The sequence below is a fragment of the Pandoraea morbifera genome, assembly GCF_902459575.1.
In the GTDB taxonomy this organism is placed as follows: Bacteria; Pseudomonadota; Gammaproteobacteria; order Burkholderiales; family Burkholderiaceae; genus Pandoraea; species Pandoraea morbifera.
The window spans coordinates 76,537-96,682 of sequence record NZ_CABPSD010000006.1 but is presented as its reverse complement, the minus strand read 5'-3'; the positions used below and the strand labels follow the sequence as shown (position 1 = coordinate 96,682).

Genomic DNA, 20,146 nt, shown 5'->3' with positions numbered 1-20,146 from the left:
ACACACAACTCCTTTGCCACATGGGAATTTCATTGCGAGACTATGGTGAGGAGGACTCTTCACCATGTCTAACACTGCCATTCCCGCATCGCCCTCGCTACAAGGGCGCGTCACCCTGATCATCCTGGCCGGCGCGCTCGTGCTGAGTGCCGCGATGGGCACTCGCCAGACCTTCGGGCTGTTCATCAATCCGTTTTCCTACGATCGCGGCGTGCCGGTCACGCTCGTCGCTTTCGCCATCGCGCTGCACAACCTGGTCTGGGGATTTGCGCAGCCGTTCGCGGGTGCGATGGCGGATCGCCTCGGGCCGGCACCCGTGGTCGCGTTCGGCGCCGTGGCCTTCGCCGCCGGGCTCGGCATGGCCGCACTCGCGCCGTCGGGTCTTTGGCTGGTCATTGGCCTGGGCGTGCTCGTCGGGCTGGGTATCAGTTGCACGACGTTCGGTGTGGTGCTGCCCGCCGTGAGCCGCGCGGTCACGCCCGAGAAGCGCACCATGGCCATGGGACTCGTGAGCGCGGGCGGCTCGCTTGGCCAGGTCGCGCTCGTGCCGATAGCGCAAGGGCTGCGTCAGACCTACGGCGTATCGACGTCGCTTTTCGTGCTCGCACTGATCCTGTGCTGCGCCGCGCCGCTGGGCCTGCTCATGACGCTGCACCGACGCAACGCGCGAATGGACGCGGCAGGCGCCAGTGCCGTACCGGCGCCGCCGACCGCCGCCGCGCACCAGGACGGCGAGCATGTGTCGTTACGTGAGGTGCTCGGTCAGGCGCGCACGCATCGCGGCTTTCAGTTGCTCACGCTCGGCTTTTTCACCTGCGGCTTTCAGCTGGCTTTCATCGCCACGCATTTGCCGGGCTATCTGGTGATGTGCCACATGCCGATCGGATTGGGCGCCACGGCGCTTGCACTTATCGGCCTGTTCAACATGCTCGGGAGCTGGGCGTGCGGCTGGCTCGGCGGACGCTATCGCCAGCACCATGTGCTCGGCTGGCTGTATCTGCTGCGCGGCGCGGCCATCGCATTGTTCTTCCTGCTGCCGAAGACGGACGCGAGCGTGGTGATCTTTGCCGCGGTCATGGGGCTCACCTGGCTGGGCACGGTGCCGCTGACGAGCGGGCTCGTGGCCAAGGTGTTCGGGACCCGGCATCTCGGCACGCTCTTCGGCGTGTGCTTCATGAGCCATCAGGTCGGCTCCTTTCTCGGCGCGTGGCTGGGTGGCTACGTGCTCGACGTCACCGGTTCCTACAACCTCATCTGGGCAGTGACCGCGATCCTCGGCGCGGCGGCGGCCGCCCTGCACTTCCCTATCGACGACGCGAGCGTCGTGCCACCGGTGCGCCAGGCCGTCCCGGCGAGCGCCTGAGTCGCATACGACGACGTCGGCGCGCGACCGGTGGCGCCGCCATCGGCGCGATGAAGAAAAAGCCCCGCCGGCGTTGCTTCCGGGCGGGGCTTCATTTCAGCACAGGCCGATCCTGCGCGCCGCCGATCACCGCCGGCGCGGCCCGGCGTCAACGCTGCGGCTGCGCGGCGGCGCCGACGTCCTTGCGCACCTTGGCCACCTGTGCCGCGGTCACGGCCGGCGCCTTGTTACCCCAACTCGAGCGCACGAAGGTCAGCACGTCCGCCACGTCCTGATCGGTCAGGCGGTCGTCGAAGCCCGGCATCGCGTATTGCGTCGGCGCCGATTTCGTCCACGGCATCTGGCCACCGCGCAACACGATGTGGATGAGCGAGGTCGGGTCGGCCGAATTCACCGTCGAGCTCAAGGCAAGCGTTGGGAACGTTTGCGTGTACCCCTTGCCCGTGCTGCGGTGGCACGCCGCACAGTTATCGAGGAACGTCAACGCACCGTTGCTCTTGTCGGTCCCGGTGCGCAAGGCCTTGGCCACGGTATCGTCGTAGGCGAGCGTCTTGGCGTTGGGGTCGACAGGCTTGAGCGTCTTCAGGTACTTGGCGATGGCCGTGAGGTCGTCGTCGTTCATGTACTGAGTGCTGTGCTGCACGACGTCCGTCATGCCACCGAACGCGGCCGAGTGATCGTTGCGCCCGCCCTTGAGGAACGCCGTGATGTCGCCCTCGGACCAGTTGCCCAGCCCGTCGGTCACATCGCCGCGAAGGTTCTTCGCGAGGAAGTTGTCGACCACGCCGCCCGAGAGGAATGCGGTGCTGTCGTCGGTCAACGCCTTTTCCTGCAACGCGAAGCCGCGCGGCGTGTGGCAAGCACTGCAGTGGCCCAGCCCCTCCACGAGATACCGGCCGCGCGAAATCGGGTCGTTATCGGTCGAGGCGGCGTCGGCAACGACGGCCGGCGCGAACATCTTGCGCCAGATCGACAGCGGCCAGCGCATGGACATCGGCCAGGGAATGTCCGCTGCCTTGTTGGCCTGCGCAACCGGCTGCACGCCGCTCATGAAATACGCATAAAGCGCTTTGACGTCCGCCGGGCGCACCTTCGCGTACGAGGTGTAAGGCATGGCCGGATACAGCGTGTCGCCGTTCTTCGCAACGCCGTGGCGCACGGCCTTGTCGAAGTCTTCGAGGCTGTAATTGCCGATACCGGTGTCCTTGTCCGGCGTGATGTTCGTCGAGTAGATCGTGCCGATGGGCGAGGCAATCGGCAGACCGCCCGCGAACGGCTTGCCCTTGGGCGCCGTGTGGCACGCTGCGCAGTCGGCCGCGCGCGCGAGGTATTCGCCCTGCTTGACGAGCTGCGCCTGCGGATCGTTGGCCGCGGGCACTTGCGTACCCGCGGCGGTCACGGCCGAGGCGCCGACCGACGGCGTCGGCACCGGCGACACACTCGGCGACGCCGGTGGCGCGGCATTCTGTGCCCACACGGCCGTGGCGGCGAAGGCAAGCACGCCGAGCGTGAGCGCGCCAACCGAGCGTTTCATCATCGTTTTGCGGATCATGGTTGCGCTCCTCAGGCCTGCACCAGCGGGCCGGCGTTCTTGAGATACTGCTCGCGAATCGCCTTCGCGGACCAGTACGCCAGCGCCGCCACCACGCCCGTGGGGTTGTAACCCATGTTCTGCGGGAACGCCGAAGCCCCCATCACGAACACGTTCGACACGTCCCAGCTCTGCAGATACTTGTTGACCACGCTGTTCGACGGATTCGTGCCCATGATGGCGCCGCCCGTCGTGTGCGTGCTCTGGTAGATCCGCGTGTCGTAATGCGAGCCCTTCTTGCGAATCGCGCGGAAGACCTTCTCGGGATTCATGGCCTTGCCGACTTCCTCCATCCGATCGCCCATGTAGCCGAGCATGGCGTACTCGTTGTCGTGCCAGTCGAAGGTCATGCGCAGCAGCGGCACGCCGTAGGCGTCCTTGTACGTCGGATCGAGATCGAGACAGGCGTCGCGATACGACATGACAGACCCGGAAATGCCGATGGTCATGTAGCGCTGGTATGCGTCGGCGATGCCGGCCTTCCACTTGCTGCCCCACGCGGGCGTGCCCGGCACGGTCGGCGTCATCTTGATGGGACGGCCACCGTACCGCACGTGGCGAATGCTCGCACCGCCGATGAAGCCGAGCGGACCGTGATCGAACTGGTCGCCGTTGAGGTCGTCCATCGACACGCCGCCCGCGCCGGTGCCGATGAACGGATTGAGCTGCGTGCCCTTGGGCAGCAGCACGTTCACGGCGCCGTTCATCTGGTAGGCGTAGTTCTTGCCGACGACGCCCTCCCCCGTCTTCGGGTCGTAGGGTTTGCCGATGCCCGAAAGCAGCAGCAGCCGCACGTTGTGCAACTGGTACGCGGCCATGATGACGATGTCCGCGGGTTGCTCGACCTCGCGGCCCTGCGCATCGATGTACGTCACCCCCGTGGCCTTCTTGCCCTCACTGTCGAGATTGACCTTCACGACATACGAATGCGGGCGCAATTCGAAGTTGGGCTTCTTGAGCAGCACCGGCATGATGGTCGTCTGCGGCGAGGCCTTCGAATACATGTAGCAGCCGTAGTTCTCGCAGAATCCGCAGAAATTGCACGGCCCGAGTCGCACGCCGTACGGGTTCGTGTAGGGCTGGGAGGTATTGGCCGCGGGTGCGGGATAGGGGTTGAAGCCGACCTCGCGTGCTGCCTTCTCGAACAGCGTGGCGCCATAGGTATTCTGCAGCGGCGGCGTCGGATATTCGCTCGAGCGAGCCCCTTCGCGCGGGTTGCCGCCCGGGACGATCTTGCCGTTCAGGTTGCCGGCCTTGCCCGAGGTACCGAACACTTTCTCGGCAAAGTCGAAATGCGGCTCGAGTTCCTCGTAGGTCACACCGAAGTCCTGAATCGTCATGCCTTCGGGGATGAACTTCTTCCCGTAGCGCTCTTCGTAGTGGCTGCGCAGCTTGAGCTCTTCGGGCAGGATCCGGTAGTGCATGCCGTTCCAGTGAAAGCCTGCCCCACCCACGCCGTTGCCCAGCAGGAACGAGCCGTTCTGACGGTACGGCACGGCCAGGTCATCCGGCGTATGACGGATCGTGACCGTCTCGCGTGCCAGTTCCTGGAACAGCTTGCCACGCACGGAGTATTCGAGTTCGTCGATCACCTTCGGATATTGCGCGTCGGTCGGCGTGTCGCGCATCGCGCCGCGTTCGAGCGCCACCACGTTCAGCCCCGCATCGGTGAGCTCCTGGCCGAGGATCGCCCCGGTCCAGCCGAAGCCCACGATGACGGCGTCGACCTTTTCTTTCTTGATTGCCATGGTTTAGCCCCGCTTTCCGGAAATCGACACAGGCCCGTACGGGTACTTGACGTTGGGTTGATCCACCCAGTCCATGAAGTCGGCGCGCGCGCCGGGAAAGCCCACCAGCTTCCAGCCGACCATGTCCTTGTTGCCGCCATGGATCGGGTCCGAGAGGAAGCCCTCCTTGGTGTTGGCCAGCAGATACGAGAAGAACGTGCGCGCGGGCACGCTTTCGAATTCGATCTTCGCGTGCTCCATGTCGCCGAGCACGGCCTCCTGCGTGGCGTGATCGAGATCGGCGAACGCCTTGTTGAACTGCTTCTTGCAGTAGGCGTCGCATGCCGCGATGCCGTGGCGGTAGATGTCGCGCGGCACGAGACTCAGCTGGTAACCCATCTCGGGCGGCTGATCGGTATGGAACGGCCCCTGCATGTACCAGAGCTTGCCGTGACCGAACGGGGTCTCCATCTGGCGATCGATGAACTGCGGCACGTCGGCCTGCAGCGCGCCCGGGCCGAGCTCGTCGGCGGGAATGAGTCGATCGACGGCCGCGTTCACGAAACGCCATTCGTCGGCGGTGAAGTACTTGGGCTCGTAGGATGCATTGGAAGCGGCGGGGGCAGCAGGTTTGTCGCTGCTACAGGCGGACTGCGTAAGCGTCGCACCGGTGGCGAGAGTCGTGGCAGGCACGATCGCCAGCACCTGGCGCAAAAAGCGCCGGCGCGGTTCCTTGTCCTGTGACATGGAGTTCTCCGTTTTTGGGGGGACGAATCACGCATGACAGTCAAGCGATGGCTCGCCATGCGTGAGGAAAACCTGACAGGCTATTCACCTCGCGTAGCGCATTAACGCGGCCATTCTACTGACAAGTTCCCTACATGGCAAAGCCAGAGATCGTTGCGTAAATTGCGCAACGCGTTGATTAAAAAGGCTTGCAGATAATTAAAATATTTACTATTGCGCGCGCACGAAGCGTTTTGAAAGGCGAAACGTGCGGGGTCATGTTCGCGACGGAAAGTCAGGAGTGCCGGCCACCGACTTGCGAACGGAAATCGGGCCGTCCCCACCCCCCGGCGGGAGACGACCCGGCGCCCGGCGAATATCGGTCAGACGTCGGACGGCTCGCTGGATTTGCCAGCGGAACTCAGTGAATTCGGTGAATCCGGCGGCGGCGATTTCGGCAACGGCGGCGGGGTCGACCCGCGCCGCGAGAGCACGACGGGCAGCGCTACCGACGGCCTCGGGCTGGTGCGCGGGTGCGCGCTGGCGCGATGCCACGCCATCACTTGTTCCACCGGCTCGTTAAATCGATCCAGGCGCCCGCTGTAGACCCCGTCATGCGACAGCGACGCGCCCGCATCCACCGTATCGAACCCGAAGCGCGTGCTTGACGCGGGACGAGACCCCGGCGATTTGGAATAGACCGACGTCACGCCCGATCGCAACGAGAGACGGGACATCGACGATACGTCGTCGCCCTCCTCCCGGAGCTCCGGGATGACATCGACCGGCGCGCGCCGGTACAGGCGCGTCGCACGGTCCGGCCCAAACACCGGCTGCGGCGACGCCACGGGCTTGCGCTCTCGCGCCTCAGGCCGGCGCTCGCTCCGATGCCCGGCCCCGCGCCGTTCCGACGCCGCATCGTCCACGCTCGGACTGCGCCGATACGAGGCATCGTCCGGCGCCGCACTCGCCCGCCCTACCTTCGCCAGATCGGCATGCCACTCGGAAGCGCGCACCGACATCGACGGCACGCGCTGCACGTCGCCGTCGACCACGCCTTCGACGATCCCCTTGGGCACGGTGTATGCGGGTGGTAACGCCGACGTCGCTGTGCTTCGCATCTGCGAGAGCACCTCGTTCGCCTGCTGCCGGCTCCGCTCCATCTCCCGGATGCGGTTGAAAAACCATGAAGTGTGATCGCCCGCCGAGGCGTACGCCGATTTCGCATCGTTGAGCACGACGGTGTTTTCGTGGCATCCGAAACCGCGGGCACGCAGCGTATTGAGCGTGACGGGGGCGCCCGTCGGCAGACCGATCAGCATCGCCAGATTGCCGGCTTCGCGTTTCGCGCGATGCGTCCCGCTTGCCAGCCAGGCACGCGACTTCGCCGGCTTCAATACGCATCGGTCACCGCGAAACGCCAGGCGCAGCGGCACATCGGCGCCGCCGCGGGCGCGCTCCTTTTCCGCCTCGCGGGCCATCTCGTTGAGCAGGAACAGATCCCGGCGATCGTACGCGATTTGAGTGAGCTTATTGTTCAGCGATTTCGTGGTGAAGGCGGCCATTTCGTCGCGCAGCCTGGCCAGGTCTTCGCGCACGAGGGTCAAGCGTGGCGCCAGCGGATGGTTCACCGCGTCGCCCAGCGCCGCATCGAGTTCGGCGATCAGTTGCCCGATGCCCGCCACCGATGCCGCCTGCACGCCGTAAGCCGCCATGTCGAAGCGTCGTAGTCGAGGCAAGTCCTCGAGCACCTCCCCGCGCGCGATGCCGCTGAGCGCCTCGTATCTCGCCGTCTCGAATGCCCGATCGACGTCGGCGGCCGCAAGATACGAAGTGCGCCACGCCTTGAGGTGACTGCGCGCATCGCGCGATGCGCCCGCCAGATTGCGCACCGCCTGAATGTCGCGAGACGAGTCGAGCAGCCACGCGTTGAACGTCACCTGTGACGTTCCGGCGATCTCGACGCGCGCGCGCGACGGACAGGTGCGCCATGCCCGCGCGTTGCCGGTCACGCCCGGCACCCCGCCAAGCCGTTGAAAATCACTGCCGAAGCTGTCGTGCACCTCCGGCGACTTCGAATGAAAAGCTTGTAATACGACGGGCGCGCACGCGCGCGGTGAAAACAACCGAGCCAATCCCATATGAGTGATCTCCTTGTCGCCAGACCGAATGGTCTTCAGGCGCAGGGAGACTAGAGGGCATGGCGCACGCGGTATGTCGATTGTGTCGGGAGATTTCGCTTTGTGGCACAGGCTCATCCCTTTCCCGCACGCTGGGCGCGTGGCTGGCCGCGCACCGGCCGCATCGCGCGGCCCACAAGGGAATCAAGACGGGGATGACAATGACAGCGGCACCGACCGTATATCAGAACCGTGCGAGCAATTGGCCGAGCAACGCGGCACCCTCCTTGCCCTTGGCCGAATCGGCCCAAAGCCGATCGATCATCGCGCGGTACATGCCAACGCCGTCGGGCGACGTCGTGATCGTGGCGATGCCGGTGCGCAGATTCGGCAGCTCGCCGAGACGGAACGGCGAGACCGCCACATAGGCTTCGCCCTGGGCTTCGAAAATCTGGAATGTCTCGTTGGGCATGTTGTCGCTCACGATGCCGATCTGCACGCCCGTGGTATCGGCCTCGAGAAACTCGACGATTCGCGCGACTTCACGCCGCGCCGCCATCTTGCGCTCAAGCTGCACGCCCGGCGGCAGCCCCAGTCGCCCCACCAGGCCATGATGCAGGAACTGCTCGATTTGACGCAGGCCGATGAGACTGGTCACGGCCAGCCGCTGACGCGAAAAACTCGACTTGCGCTCCTGCAGAATGCCAAGCACACGATCGATGGTGTTGCTCCAGTGCTTGTCTGCGAGCGTGGGCGGAATACTCTCGTCGAGCATGTGCCGCAGCCAGACGTCGTAGTCGTCGGAGGTCAGCAGAAACGAAATCGGGTCGAAGTGCGCGACGATCCGATCAGAGCGGCTCTCGAGCTGGCGCATGCGCTCGAAGTAGCTCACGGCAGAGTCGTGATATTCGACCTCCACGCCCAGCAGATTCGCCAGCGACACACCCAGCAGCGCCGCGAGCCGCTCGAGCGTGTCGATTTTCACGATCTCGCCGCGCTCCAGCTTGTAGATGGCCGCGCGCGAGATATCGAGCTGCTCCGCCACATCCTCACTGCGTAACTCCGCCGCCAGCCGGTACGCGCGCAGGCGCTCGCCGATGGCCCGGAAATTGAAACGCGCGCCTCTCGGCGCCCGCGATGCATGAGTTGTTGCCGCTGCTCGATTCAAATCGCCCCCTGTCAGTTGCCGACGCGAGACCCGGCCAATCATGCCGCGCCCGCTTTGCAGTGCCGGGATTATACCGGTGGCCAACAGCCCTTCGGCACTCGCTCGACCGTCGTCTTGCCGTCGTGCGCCGCACATTGGACGAGCGCTCGACGGACGCCTGACCGCCATTCGACACGCACGGGATGGTACGCCGTCCCCTTCGTCGCGGCCCCACCCGCGCGCCGTTGCGCGACGCCTGACGACCGTGTGGATTTCGGCACGCGGAATATTTTTCCGGTTGTCTATTTTTTTAGACATTGGCACGATCCGATGCACGCGCCCCCCCCGGTGGGATGCGTCTGACTGTCTCGTGGGCATGCGCCCGCCCCGTAATGGGTGGCCAACGGGTGACCGCAAGCGCCGACAGTGATAGTCTGCGCGCCGTCCACAAATTTATACAAACAAAGAGGGAATGATGAACACCTGGCACAAACTGGCTGGCGCCGCGGCGCTGAGCGCTGCGGTACTCGCGCCTGCCGCGCACGCCCAATCGAGTGTGAATTTCTACGGCCTGGCCGACGCTTACGTCGGCTCTGTCAAGAATCCGGGCGGCAATGCGGCCGTGGTGCAGCAAGGCGGCGGCATGACCACGTCGTTCTGGGGTCTGTCGGGCAATGAGGATCTGGGCGGCGGCAACCACGCGCTCTTCGTGATCGAGAGCTACTTCCAGCCGAACAATGGCACTTACGGCCGCTTCGCGGGAGACAGTTTCTTCTCGCGCAACGCCTACGTCGGTCTGTCGAACGGCGCCGGCACGCTTCGCCTTGGCCGCATCACCACGCCGCTCTACCTCGCGACCATCCAGTTCAACCCGTTCAACAACTCGTACACGTTCTCGCCGATGATCTTCCACACCTACAAGGGTCTGGGGACGCAAGGCGTGGTGGGGGACTCGGCCTGGAACAACGCGATTGCGTACACCTCGCCGGCATTCGCGGGCCTGACCGGCACGCTGCTGTATGCCACCGGCAATAGTGCGGCCGACCACAGCGCGAAGAAATGGGGCGCCGCGCTCAACTACAGCAACGGGCCGTTCGCCGCCGCATTCAACTATCAGTACGTCAACTTCAGCGCCACGCCGGGCGACTTCGGCTCGCAGTTGCCGGGCGTGACCGGGCTGACGAACCAGAACACGGCGCAACTCGGCCTGTCGTACGACTTCGCCGTGGTGAAGGTGTTCGCCCAGTACATGCTCGTGGCGAGCCAGGCCGCCAGCGGCAACTTCCACGCCAATACGGGGCAGTTGGGCGCATCGGTGCCGCTCGGGCGCGGCAGCGTGCTGGCGTCGGTTGCGTACACGGGATCGAACGGTTCGGGCGACAACCAGCGCCGCACTACGTGGGCGCTCGGCTATGACTATCCGCTGTCCAAGCGCACCGACATCTATGCCGCCTACAAGTACGACCACATGAGCGACATGTCGACCGGGCAGACCTACGGCGCCGGCCTGCGCATGAAGTTCTAAGTCACCGCGCCCGGGCGACGCCGCTCGCCCGGAGCGCTTGCCGCACCCGCGCCGGCGGCGCATTCGCGCCCGAAACGACGGCCGCCGCCGCACCTCGCCATCAGGGTATGACCCGATAATTTTCGTCTTGCCTGCCCTGCCCGGTTCGTTTAGTCTAAATATTTAGACAAAGGAGAGCATGATGGATCTGCAACTCGCCTGCGCCTGGCTACAGCGCGACACCGTCGGTTTGTCCGACATCGAAGACTTCGCCGCGCGTTGCCTGACTGCCTCACGCACCGCCACGCGCGAATCCGCCGCCCTGCTGTTGCTCGCCCAGGCCGCGCAAACGTTTGCGGAACGTCAATCGGGTGTTGCCGTCAACAGCGAGACATTCCAGGCATTCCTGACGGGTACCAAGGCACACGCCACAACGCTTCGCGACGCCGCATCGGCGTCCGACGCCCGCTTCCTCGAAGCGCTCAACGACTTTGCCGCCCAGTCGACGGCCGACGTCTACGCCTGACGTACGATGCGGCCGACACACTGATCCGGGTATTTTTTTATCTCGACAGTCTAAAAATTTAGACAACCGGACGAAACTCGCGGGGCTACGGGCGCTGCGTTGATTCGCCGCCCCCACAGGAACCGACCATGGAAGCCAACCTGAACACACCGAGGGCGCAACGTGCGGTTGCCGCGTCCGACGACACCGTCACCCCTTATGCATGGAAGGCGCTCGCCGGCTCCGCCATCGGCTACGCGATGGACGGCTTCGATTTGCTGATCCTGGGTTTCATGCTGCCCGCCATCACGGCCGGACTTCAGTTGTCGCCCGGTCAGGCCGGCGCCCTCGTGACGTGGACGCTCATCGGCGCCGTCGTGGGCGGCATCCTGTTCGGTGCGCTGTCGGACCGTTACGGACGCGTGCGCATGCTGACCTGGACGATACTGCTGTTCGCGGTATTCACGGGACTGTGCGCGCTCGCGCAGGGTTTCTGGGACCTGCTGGCGTACCGCACGATCGCGGGCATCGGGCTCGGAGGGGAATTCGGCATCGGCATGGCGCTGGCGGCAGAAGCCTGGCCGGCAGCCAGGCGTGCGCGCGTCTCGTCGTACGTGGCACTCGGCTGGCAAACCGGTGTGCTCGCGGCCGCGCTGCTCACGCCGTTGCTGCTCATGCATATCGGCTGGCGCGGCATGTTCGTCGTGGGAGTGCTGCCCGCGCTCGTGGCCTGGGTGTTGCGCAACAAGCTGCACGAGCCGGAAGTCTTCGTGCGACGCGACAAGGCACCGAAGACCGGCGGGTCGAACGCTTTTCGTCTGCTCGTGAAAGACGCGCGCACCACGCGCGTGAGCCTTGGCATCGTGATTCTGTGCTCGGTTCAGAACTTCGGCTACTACGGCATCATGATCTGGCTGCCGACGTTCCTCTCGCAGAAGCTCGGCTTCTCGCTCACGAAGTCCGGTCTTTGGACGGCCGTCACGGTCCTCGGGATGATGTTCGGCGTATGGGCATTCGGGCAGTTGGCCGATCGCATCGGGCGCCGACCGACCTTCCTGCTCTATCAGGCGGGCGCCGTGGTGATGGTCATCGCCTACTCGCAGCTGACCGACCCGACGGTCATGCTCTTCGCCGGCGCACTCATGGGCATGTTCGTCAACGGTATGGTCGGCGGCTACGGCACGCTCATGTCCGAGGCCTACCCCACCGCCGCGCGGGCCACGGCACAGAACGTGCTGTGGAACATCGGTCGTGCGATCGGCGGTCTGGGTCCCGTGGTCGTCGGCGCCCTTGCCGCACGCTACTCCTTTCAGATCGCCATCGCGCTGCTCGCGAGCCTCTATGTGCTCGACATGCTCGCCACGCGCTTTCTCATTCCCGAACTCAAAGGCGTCGAACTCGAATGAACGTCATGCATGATGCGGCTTGCCGCACGCCCACGGTCGCGACACATCGTTGCCGCGTGCTGAGTCATCGCGCCGTGAATGCCCGCTATCGCTATTTGCGCCTGCAGGCCGATGCCCCCGTCGCCCTGACCACGCAGCCAGGACAGTTCTACCAGCTCAAGTGCCCGGTGACCGACAGCGACGCGCCGTTCCTGCTGCGCCCCATGAGCGTGTACGGCACGGGCCCGGAACCGGACACCATTGAGTTCCTGTACAACGTGACCGGCGTGGGCACGCGCGCGCTCGCCACACTCGCCGAGGGCGCCACGCTCGATATCGTCGGCTCGCTCGGCAACACCTTCTCGCTCGACACCGCGTGGCAACGCGTGATGTTCGTCGCACGCGGCGTGGGGCTCGCCACGATGGCGCCGCTCGTGCAGCGCGCCGCGGCGGCCGGACTCCGGCTCACCGTCGTAATGTCGGCGCGCAGCGAAGCCGATCTGATGCGCGACGAATTCCTGCGCTCGCCGCAGGCTCGCGAACTGGCCGACGTCCACTGCGTCTTCGACAGTGACGGTTCGTCCAGCGTAGAAGCGCTCGAGCCCCGCGTGCGCGCCCTGCTCGACGCGGCACCGCACGACGCCGTCTACACCTGCGGCTCGCATCGCCTGCTGATGCTGCTTCAGCGCGTACTCGCCACGCATCCGCATATCACGGGCGAGGTCGCCATGGAGCAACGCATGGCGTGCGGCATGGGCGTATGCCTGTCGTGCGTGCGCCTGTTCGATTGCGACGGCGAAAAGCAATTCCTTCGCGTGTGCCGCGAAGGCCCCGTGTTTCCCATTCGCGACGTGGTCGGGGAGGTGGACTTTGGCTGATCTTTCCGTTCGTATCGGCGCGCTGACACTGCGCAATCCCGTGATGCCCGCATCGGGCTGCTTCGCGGTCGAATACGCCGAAGCGCTTGATCTCGATCGCCTCGGCGCGCTCGTGATCAAGAGTGTCTCGCCCGCCACGCGAGCCGGCAATCCCACGCCCCGCGTGGCCGAGACCGCCAGCGGCATGCTCAACTCCATCGGCATTCCGAGCAAGGGGCTCGACGTCTACCGGCGCGACGTGCTGCCCGCCTACACCCGCTTCGATACCCCCGTTGTGGTGTCCGTCTCCGCCGACACGGCGGAATCGTTCGGGCTGGCGTGCGCAACGTTGTCGCTGCCGGAAGTGGCGGCCATCGAAGCGAACATCTCTTGCCCGAATCTCGAGGCCGACGGGATGGCCTTCGCCATGCAGCCGGAGACGACGTACAAGGCGGTGAGCGCGATTCGTCGACGCACCGCGCACCCGCTTTGGGTCAAGCTCACGCCGAACGCCGGTCAGATCGCGCTCATCGCACGCGCCGCGGAAGATGCCGGTGCCGACGCCATCGTCATGGGCAACACCGTGCTCGGCATGGCGATCGACGTGCGCACTCGCAAGCCCAAGCTCGGCAACGTGATGGGCGGCCTGTCCGGACCGGCCATCAAGCCGCTCGCGATACGACTCGTGCACCAATGCCACCGAGCGGTGCGGATTCCGATCATCGGGTGCGGCGGCATCGAAACGGCGGACGATGCCATCGAGTTCATGCTCGCCGGCGCCACGGCCGTGCAAGTGGGCACCGCCTCGTTTCGCGATCCGGCCGTGATGGGCCGCATCGTCGACGGTCTCGACGCGTACTGCGACGCGCAGGGCGTCGAGACCATCGCCTCGCTCACCGGCGCCGTGGCGCTGGACGCACAACTGACCGATCGCTGGCTGCGCTTCGCGCAACAGTCGGGCTGAAACGAAGGGCCCGCGTGCTGCTCGACGCGCAGCACGCAGCACGCAGCACGCAGCACGCAGCACGCAACGGAAGAACGCGGAGCGCCATGCGCAATGACATCCGCAACGACATACGCAACCCCAGCGGCTACGGTCGCGAAAAGAAGCACTCTCATGGAACTCAACGCGCTGGCCCCCATGGCCGAGCAACTCTTCGACGACCTTCGCCGCCTGGGCGACGACGGCGTCGGCATCACTCGCGACAGCTACGGCGAAGGCGAGACGGCGGCGGCTTCCTACCTGACGGAGTGGGCGGGCCGTCAGGGGCTGACGGTCACGCGCGACCGGGGCGCCAACCTCGTGTTCACGCTTCCCGACGACGATGGCCAGGCACCGGCCACCTGGATCGGCTCACACCTCGATTCCGTGCCCCAGGGCGGCAATTACGACGGTCTGGCCGGCATCGTCGCCGGCCTGCTTTGTCTCGTGGATCAACGACAGGCGCAGCGCCCCACGTCCACGCCGGTACGCGTGCTCGCCTTGCGCGGCGAGGAAAGCGCGTGGTTCGGGCGGGCCTACATGGGATCGAGCGCGCTCTTCGGCAAGCTGAGCGAGGCGGATCTCGCCATGCCCCATCGCTCGCACGGACGCACGCTCGGCCAATGCATGGCCGAAGCGGGGGCCGACGTGCAGGCCATTCGCGAGGGGCAGGCGCTGTTCGATGCATCGCGCGCGCGGGCATGGCTCGAACTGCACATCGAACAGGGGCCTGTGATGGTCGCGCGCGACATGCCGGTGGCGATCGTGCCCGGCATTCGAGGCAATGTGCGGCACAACCGCGTGACGTGTGTCGGTGAGGCGGGACACTCGGGTGCGGTGCCGCGTTGGCTGCGGCATGACGCCATGTTCGCCGTGGCCGATCTCATCACGCGACTCGACGAGCACTGGCGGGCCCTGCTCGAACGCGGCATCGATCTCGTGGTCACCACCGGGATCGTCGGCACCGACCCCGCCGAGCATGCCATCTCGCGCATTCCCGGCAAGGTCGATTTCAGTCTGGAGGTGCGCAGCCAGAGTCCCGACACGCTCGACGTGTTCTACGAACTGATGCGCACCGAATGCCGTGCCATCGAGCGCGACCGCGGTGTGCGATTCGTGTTCGACCGCCGGTTGTCGTCGGCCCCGGCGATCATGGACGCGCAAGTGTCGTCGCTGCTGGTCGACGCGTGCCGTGCGCTGGACCTGCCGCAGGAGCGCGTGCCCAGCGGCGCGGGCCACGACGCCGCCATCTTCGCCAACGCCGGCATTCCCAGCGGCATGGTGTTCGTGCGCAATGCCAACGGCTCCCACAATCCCCACGAGAGCATGGCGATCGACGACTTCATGCGCGGCGTGCAAGTCATGGCCGACACCACCTACCGGCTCTGATCGCGTCGGATCGTCGCATTCTGCCACGTGCGAGGACGAGGCCTCAGGGTGCCAGCGCGATGACCTCCGCCACGGCTGCCGTGAGCTTCTTCGCATACGGCACGTGCAGGAACTCGTTCGGCCCGTGCGCATTCGACTTCGGTCCGAGCACGCCGCACACCATGAACTGCGCGCTCGGGAAGCCGGCTTGCAGCGTGTTCATCAGCGGAATCGTGCCGCCCTGCCCGATGAAGGCGACGTCGGCGCCGTAATGGCGTTGCGACGCGACGTTCAGCGCGGACGACAACCAGGGCGCCACTTCCGGCGCGTTCCAGCCGGAGGCCGCGCCGGCGTCGGGCTTGAACGTCACTTTGGCGTTGTATGGCGGATCCACTTCGAGCAGCGACTTGAGCTCGGTCACCGCCTGCACCGCGTCGACCAGCGGCGGCAGCCGCAGCGAGAGCTTGAACGCCGTGCGCGGGCGCAGGACGTTGCCCGCATCGGCCAGCGCCGGCATGCCGGCCGCGCCGGTGACCGACAGCGACGGGCGCCAGGTCGAGTTGAGCAGCGCTTCGGTGGGATCGGTCGTGGTGGGCAGCACGGACAGACCGTCCTGGCCGCAGGCCCAGGGCAGCTTCTTCCAAACGTCGTCGCCAAGAATGCGCGCCGTCGCCTCGGCCTCGTCCAGGCGCTGCAGCGGAATTGCGGTATGAAAGCCCTTGGGCAGCACCGTGCCACTGCCCGCGTCCTCAAGACGCTCGAACAGCTGGCGCATGATGCGGAAGCTCGACGGCGCGATGCCGCCATAGCCGCCGGAGTGAATCCCCTCGTCGAGCACCTGCACCTCCAGACTGCCCGAGATCAGGCCACGCAATGACGTGGTCAACCACAACTGATCGTAGTTGCCGGCGCCAGAATCGAGGCACACGACCAGTCCCACGCGCCCGAGCCGGTCGCGCAGCGCGTCGACGTATGGCAGCAGATCGTAGCTGCCTGACTCTTCGCACGTCTCGATGAGACCGACACAGCGCGGGCGCGCCACGCCCTGGGCGTCGAGGGCGGCCAGCGCGGTAATGCTCGAATAGATGGCGTAGCCGTCGTCGGCGCCGCCACGGCCGTAGAGCTTGCCGTCTTCGAACTTGGGCGTCCACGGGCCGAGATCCTTGCGCCAGCCGTCGAATTCCGGTTGCTTGTCGAGGTGCCCGTAGAGCACGATCGTCTCGCTGCTGCCCGAGCGCGTTGCCGGTGCCTCGAAGAAGATGACCGGCGTACGACCTTCGAGACGGATCACTTCGAGCTTTAGTCCCTTGACCGGCTGGCGTTCCGTCCACTGCGCGGCGTCACGCACCACCCGGTCGATGTAGCCGTTGCGCGCCCAGTCCGCATCGAAGCCGGGGCTCTTGGCGGGCACGGCAATGTAGTCGGTCAGTGCGTGGAGGATTTCATCGTTCCATTTGCGCTCGACGAATTCGCGCAATGCCGCCGTGTCGAGCGACGGCTGGGTCGGGGTGACGATATCGTTCATGGGGGGCGTGTCCTTGGGGAGGGTCCGGCGCGCTTGCCGGGACGAATGCCGGCACGCCGCATGGCGTCATGATAGCGATTCCGACGCCCGCTGGCGACCGGCCGATAAACGCTCACGTGGCCTCTGCAGCACCGCGTCACGGCGTTGGCAGACCGAGGGGATCACGCCGGCAGAACGGCGGGAACGGATCGAAGCCAGTGTCCGCAGGGCCGTGCCGCCGCGCTCAGTTTCCGGTGCCCGGTGGGTCGAACCGGAAGACGATTTCACCGGCGGCGCCGTCGGCCTTCACACACTGCGCCGCTCGCTGGCCCTGGGCCGGCACGTCGAGCGAGTGTTCGGTGTCCGTCGCATTGCAGCGCCAGAAGAAGGTCACTTGCCGCGCGCAACGGTTCGTCACCTCGTAGCGATAGTGCGTTACGTCGGCGGGCAGCGCACGCAGTGCGCCACAGGGCTGGCCCGAGGCGTCGAGCGGTTCCGTGGGCATCGCCGGCGCGGACGCGGCCTGCGCGCGCGCCGCCCCGCTCGCGACAAGCGCGAGTACGAGCAGACCACCTGATATCCCCGAGCGGTACGTTCCGACGCGATCCATTAGATCCAGCGCCAGGCGATCGCCACGGCACCGATGGCCACGCCGATTCCGATGACCACGCCGAACCACGCCAACTGCGCGCGCCGCGCCCGTCGGCGGCTCGATTCCGAAGTGTCGTAGAAACGACCCAATCCGCCCGAGTACAGCTTTTCCCAGCGAATTTCCATGACGCACCTCACAAAGCAATCAAACCGGCCCGCACAATCTGTTCTTTTCTTCTTTATCGAAAGTTTTGAGGCGCAAGACAATACGGGCAAATTCCGATAGGTGAAATACCCAAAATTCCGACATTGCGCCTTCGCCTCAAGATCGCACTATTCTTTCGGAATTGCAATAGCGTGAACTTGCAGGATGCGGCCATCAAACCACGACAAACCTTTTCAATGGCGATGTTTATCGTCGTGCTTAACGCCGCTTTAGACAACCGCGCTACGATTCTTTCAGGCGATGTGGCGTCTGTTGTGCTGGATATTTAATTCCCGTCGCCTGGGGATACGCTCCCGAATTCAATCGCACCGGCATTTCCGAAACGCAATGCAGATGTAACCAAACGTTTCGACAGCGCGGGGCCGCTCGTTCGAATCGGGTGATTGAGGGTGCGCGACGATGCAGCCACGCGGCTCAGCATTGGAGGGCGTCGGCAAGCATGTCCGGCAAGGGGAAGGCGTGATTTCAGGGGGAGCAACGATGCGCGGCAACCCGCCGTAGGCGGGGCCGCGCACGAAAAAGAAGATCGGGAAGATCGGTGACTTTAGCGTCCCAGGAAGGCCGCGCCGACAGACAAAATAACGAAACCGCCGACGCTGCAAGCGATCGCGATCGCCAAAAGGCGTTGAAAGAGCTGCTCGCGCTCAGTGGCGCTGCGATGGGAACGGGGCACTTCGTGATGAATCGTTCCCCAACCACTCGAATACACTTTTTTCCAACGGATGTGCATAAGTTACCTCGCGTTGATTAGTGTTCGTAGCCTTGCCGGTCATCGATTCTCGCTATCGGAATCGACGAGACGCAGGGTTAGTATGCGCTTTGCCGGGCAGCCGTAAACCCCTCATCCGTGGTGCGTCGCGGCATGGGGGATCACACATTCGTGGCGATTGCGAGACAAGTCGCCGGCACGAGGAAAACCGACAAGGTGACGCGATTCGCGAATTTTGTCCGAGCGTGTCAATGCGACAGAATGTCGCAGGTGCGACAAGTTGTCGCGCAACCCGCATGGACGCTCGCATCGGCGATTTTTCGGGGTGCGACAGCGGGACCGTTGCCGTGGGTGCGACCGGGCGAGACCATGCGAGTGCGCGGCACGGGGAAACGATGGCGCGAAGCGGCAGCGATCGCTTCGTGCGGCGCAACATCGATTTTTTTGTTTTGCGACAAATCTGGGGTAAATCCGGGGGCCGCGATGCCCCCTGACCCTTCCGATCAGGATTCGAACGGGTTCTTGACCTGTCGCGCCGTCGTGCCGGCCGTGGCCGGCGTCGACGCCCCCGGCTCGGCGGTGGCGAGCGCTGCCACGACGGCGTCGAACACGGCCTTGAGCGCCTGGGCCTGGCGCAGGCCTTCGGCGTCGCGACGGATCTCCAGGTTGCCGAAAAGGGCAATGTGGTCCGTGTGGTTTTCGACGTTCAGTTCGCCGAGCGTGAGCGCGTCGGACTCGTTGGCGAATGGGACGAAGGCACCATCGGAGACTGGCTGCGTGGACGACGGGTCGGCGGGGGACGATGCGGACATTGGGGGGCTCCTGAATCGTTGGGAGAAAGGTTATCGAGCTGCCCGGAACCCGACCCGAGACGGGCCGGCGTTGGGGAGTCGGCCACGGCAGTGCTTAGCGGATGATCGTACGCAGGAAATCGAGCACCGTCTGCACTTCGCGGTACGACGGCACCTCCGGATCGCGCTTGCGCTTGCCGCCGACGGCCTTCGGCCTGGGCAACGTCATGGCAGTCGCCTTTACGTCTGCCGCCATGCCCGGGAAAAAGTCGATACCGGCAATCTTCTCGAGTTCGGCCACGCTCACGACCGAATAGTCGCCTGTCGCCTCGTTCGCGACAAGATAGGCTCCCGCCTGCTTTCGCTTCGGATCGTAGACGACCTTGTACAACTGCGTGGGCACCATCACGCGATCACCGACTTGCGTGATCGTCTTTCCCTTGAAGAGGGGCCCGGTGATCACGTAAAGCTCACCGCGATCCTGCGCCAGCTTGCGCACGCTCGATTCGATGCCGGCCCAAAGGTAGCGATTGTTCTCGCTGTTCTGCGGCACCATGTTCGCCAGGGAGAAGCTCTCGGACTGCGTCTGCGCGTCCGGCATGTCCGCCGACGGCGCCATGTGGCCCCGGTCATAGCCTGAGCGCACGTAATCGCGCAGCTCGGCGCGCTCGCTCGCGGGCAGGCGCGATTCGGCGTGGAAGTTGTTCACTCGCGAAATTTGGCGTGCGTCGCTCAGTCCCGCGCGCGTGAGGTGCTCGGCCGACCAGAGCGGCGTGCGCGTTACGCCCGAGTGCATGACCCCGAAGGCCCCGAAGCACACTTCGCGCGCACCGCGCGCCAGCGCGGCCTGGGTGATGTCGGGCGCGGCGCCCGACCAGTAATGATCGCTGCAAGCCGAGGGGGCCGCGAGCGCCGACATGGGTGTCACCGCGACGGCGGCGACGCAGAAAAGCGTGGCAAGGGACACTGCCAACTGCCCGGCCATCGCGCGCAGTTCGCCTGCGCGCACTGCGGTGACCGTCCAACGAGACTGCTTCATCGCACTGCTTG

General features: G+C 65.3%; 18 protein-coding genes. 8 read left to right on the top strand and 10 right to left on the bottom strand.

Annotation, left to right across the window (positions count from 1 at the left end; all coding sequences use genetic code 11):
* Positions 1-64 precede the first annotated feature (64 nt).
* Positions 65-1,363: an MFS transporter gene (locus PMO31116_RS11940; RefSeq protein ID WP_150566906.1), complete on the top strand. Its 1,299-nt coding sequence runs from the start codon at positions 65-67 to the stop codon at positions 1,361-1,363.
* A 148-nt stretch (positions 1,364-1,511) separates the two neighbouring features.
* Here PMO31116_RS11940 and PMO31116_RS11935 read toward each other — a convergent pair whose 3' ends face one another.
* The 5 genes from PMO31116_RS11935 to PMO31116_RS11915 all read right to left on the bottom strand — a co-directional run bounded on the left by PMO31116_RS11935 (position 1,512) and on the right by PMO31116_RS11915 (position 8,614).
* On the bottom strand, positions 1,512-2,915 hold the full coding sequence (locus tag PMO31116_RS11935; protein WP_246185262.1) for a c-type cytochrome: 1,404 nt from the start codon (positions 2,913-2,915) through the stop codon (positions 1,512-1,514).
* 11 nt (positions 2,916-2,926) lie between these two features.
* Positions 2,927-4,702, bottom strand: a complete 1,776-nt coding sequence (locus PMO31116_RS11930; protein WP_150566905.1) for a GMC family oxidoreductase — start codon at positions 4,700-4,702, stop codon at positions 2,927-2,929.
* Positions 4,703-4,705: 3 nt separating this feature from the next.
* Positions 4,706-5,428 carry a gluconate 2-dehydrogenase subunit 3 family protein gene (locus PMO31116_RS11925; RefSeq protein WP_023596797.1) on the bottom strand — a complete coding sequence of 241 codons (723 nt, stop codon included), beginning with the start codon at positions 5,426-5,428 and terminating at the stop codon, positions 4,706-4,708.
* A gap of 362 nt (positions 5,429-5,790) precedes the next feature.
* Positions 5,791-7,470 carry a hypothetical protein gene (locus PMO31116_RS11920; RefSeq protein WP_150566904.1) on the bottom strand — a complete coding sequence of 560 codons (1,680 nt, stop codon included), beginning with the start codon at positions 7,468-7,470 and terminating at the stop codon, positions 5,791-5,793.
* A gap of 301 nt (positions 7,471-7,771) precedes the next feature.
* Positions 7,772-8,614 (bottom strand): helix-turn-helix domain-containing protein, encoded by an 843-nt coding sequence (locus tag PMO31116_RS11915; protein ID WP_223272210.1) that lies wholly within the window; start codon positions 8,612-8,614, stop codon positions 7,772-7,774.
* A 532-nt stretch (positions 8,615-9,146) separates the two neighbouring features.
* On the opposite strand from PMO31116_RS11915, the gene PMO31116_RS11910 reads away from it, so the two are divergent.
* The 6 genes from PMO31116_RS11910 to PMO31116_RS11885 all read left to right on the top strand — a co-directional run bounded on the left by PMO31116_RS11910 (position 9,147) and on the right by PMO31116_RS11885 (position 15,296).
* The gene (locus PMO31116_RS11910) at positions 9,147-10,199 is read left to right on the top strand and encodes a porin (protein ID WP_023596800.1); all 1,053 of its coding nucleotides are present in this window, start codon (positions 9,147-9,149) and stop codon (positions 10,197-10,199) included.
* 178 nt (positions 10,200-10,377) lie between these two features.
* Positions 10,378-10,704 carry a hypothetical protein gene (locus PMO31116_RS11905; protein WP_246185261.1) on the top strand — a complete coding sequence of 109 codons (327 nt, stop codon included), beginning with the start codon at positions 10,378-10,380 and terminating at the stop codon, positions 10,702-10,704.
* A gap of 128 nt (positions 10,705-10,832) precedes the next feature.
* Positions 10,833-12,089 carry an MFS transporter gene (locus tag PMO31116_RS11900; protein WP_150566903.1) on the top strand — a complete coding sequence of 419 codons (1,257 nt, stop codon included), beginning with the start codon at positions 10,833-10,835 and terminating at the stop codon, positions 12,087-12,089.
* Entirely contained in the window at positions 12,086-12,946 is an 861-nt protein-coding gene (locus PMO31116_RS11895; RefSeq protein WP_150566902.1) for a dihydroorotate dehydrogenase electron transfer subunit, read from the top strand. Before PMO31116_RS11900 ends, PMO31116_RS11895 begins: the two co-directional genes overlap by 4 nt.
* Positions 12,939-13,889: a dihydroorotate dehydrogenase gene (locus PMO31116_RS11890; RefSeq protein WP_150566901.1), complete on the top strand. Its 951-nt coding sequence runs from the start codon at positions 12,939-12,941 to the stop codon at positions 13,887-13,889. The genes PMO31116_RS11895 and PMO31116_RS11890 overlap by 8 nt, the downstream gene beginning before the upstream one ends.
* A gap of 153 nt (positions 13,890-14,042) precedes the next feature.
* Positions 14,043-15,296, top strand: a complete 1,254-nt coding sequence (locus PMO31116_RS11885) for a hydantoinase/carbamoylase family amidase (protein WP_150566900.1) — start codon at positions 14,043-14,045, stop codon at positions 15,294-15,296.
* A 43-nt stretch (positions 15,297-15,339) separates the two neighbouring features.
* Here the strand turns inward: PMO31116_RS11885 and PMO31116_RS11880 are convergent, their stop codons facing one another.
* The 3 genes from PMO31116_RS11880 to PMO31116_RS23680 all read right to left on the bottom strand — a co-directional run bounded on the left by PMO31116_RS11880 (position 15,340) and on the right by PMO31116_RS23680 (position 17,556).
* Complete coding sequence (locus tag PMO31116_RS11880; protein ID WP_150566899.1) at positions 15,340-16,800, bottom strand: M20 family metallopeptidase; 1,461 nt, start codon at positions 16,798-16,800, stop codon at positions 15,340-15,342.
* 223 nt (positions 16,801-17,023) lie between these two features.
* Positions 17,024-17,389: a hypothetical protein gene (locus PMO31116_RS11875; RefSeq protein WP_150566898.1), complete on the bottom strand. Its 366-nt coding sequence runs from the start codon at positions 17,387-17,389 to the stop codon at positions 17,024-17,026.
* Entirely contained in the window at positions 17,389-17,556 is a 168-nt protein-coding gene (locus PMO31116_RS23680) for a hypothetical protein (RefSeq protein ID WP_174971228.1), read from the bottom strand. The genes PMO31116_RS11875 and PMO31116_RS23680 overlap by 1 nt, the downstream gene beginning before the upstream one ends.
* A 171-nt stretch (positions 17,557-17,727) precedes the next feature.
* Between PMO31116_RS23680 and PMO31116_RS23675 the strand changes: the two genes are divergently transcribed.
* Positions 17,728-17,865, top strand: a complete 138-nt coding sequence (locus tag PMO31116_RS23675; protein ID WP_174971225.1) for a hypothetical protein — start codon at positions 17,728-17,730, stop codon at positions 17,863-17,865.
* A gap of 943 nt (positions 17,866-18,808) precedes the next feature.
* On the opposite strand, the gene PMO31116_RS11870 is transcribed toward PMO31116_RS23675, so the two are convergent.
* Positions 18,809-19,117 (bottom strand): hypothetical protein, encoded by a 309-nt coding sequence (locus PMO31116_RS11870; RefSeq protein ID WP_150566897.1) that lies wholly within the window; start codon positions 19,115-19,117, stop codon positions 18,809-18,811.
* Between the two features lie 94 nt (positions 19,118-19,211).
* On the bottom strand, positions 19,212-20,135 hold the full coding sequence (locus PMO31116_RS11865) for a DNA/RNA non-specific endonuclease (protein ID WP_246185260.1): 924 nt from the start codon (positions 20,133-20,135) through the stop codon (positions 19,212-19,214).
* Positions 20,136-20,146: the final 11 nt, after the last annotated feature.

Excerpts from the sequence above, each read along its gene's own strand:
- PMO31116_RS11930 (WP_150566905.1), bottom strand. The coding sequence starts at position 4,702 with ATGGCAATCAAGAAAGAAAAGGTCGACGCCGTCATCGTGGGCTTCGGC.
- PMO31116_RS23680 (WP_174971228.1), bottom strand. The coding sequence starts at position 17,556 with ATGGAAATTCGCTGGGAAAAGCTGTACTCGGGCGGATTGGGTCGTTTC.
- PMO31116_RS11885 (WP_150566900.1), top strand. The coding sequence starts at position 14,043 with ATGGAACTCAACGCGCTGGCCCCCATGGCCGAGCAACTCTTCGACGAC.
- PMO31116_RS11875 (WP_150566898.1), bottom strand. The coding sequence starts at position 17,389 with ATGGATCGCGTCGGAACGTACCGCTCGGGGATATCAGGTGGTCTGCTC.
- PMO31116_RS11880 (WP_150566899.1), bottom strand. The coding sequence starts at position 16,800 with ATGAACGATATCGTCACCCCGACCCAGCCGTCGCTCGACACGGCGGCA.
- PMO31116_RS11900 (WP_150566903.1), top strand. The coding sequence starts at position 10,833 with ATGGAAGCCAACCTGAACACACCGAGGGCGCAACGTGCGGTTGCCGCG.
- PMO31116_RS11905 (WP_246185261.1), top strand. The coding sequence starts at position 10,378 with ATGATGGATCTGCAACTCGCCTGCGCCTGGCTACAGCGCGACACCGTC.
- PMO31116_RS11940 (WP_150566906.1), top strand. The coding sequence starts at position 65 with ATGTCTAACACTGCCATTCCCGCATCGCCCTCGCTACAAGGGCGCGTC.
- PMO31116_RS11910 (WP_023596800.1), top strand. The coding sequence starts at position 9,147 with ATGATGAACACCTGGCACAAACTGGCTGGCGCCGCGGCGCTGAGCGCT.
- PMO31116_RS11895 (WP_150566902.1), top strand. The coding sequence starts at position 12,086 with ATGAACGTCATGCATGATGCGGCTTGCCGCACGCCCACGGTCGCGACA.
- PMO31116_RS11865 (WP_246185260.1), bottom strand. The coding sequence starts at position 20,135 with ATGAAGCAGTCTCGTTGGACGGTCACCGCAGTGCGCGCAGGCGAACTG.
- PMO31116_RS11935 (WP_246185262.1), bottom strand. The coding sequence starts at position 2,915 with ATGATCCGCAAAACGATGATGAAACGCTCGGTTGGCGCGCTCACGCTC.
- PMO31116_RS11925 (WP_023596797.1), bottom strand. The coding sequence starts at position 5,428 with ATGTCACAGGACAAGGAACCGCGCCGGCGCTTTTTGCGCCAGGTGCTG.
- PMO31116_RS11870 (WP_150566897.1), bottom strand. The coding sequence starts at position 19,117 with ATGTCCGCATCGTCCCCCGCCGACCCGTCGTCCACGCAGCCAGTCTCC.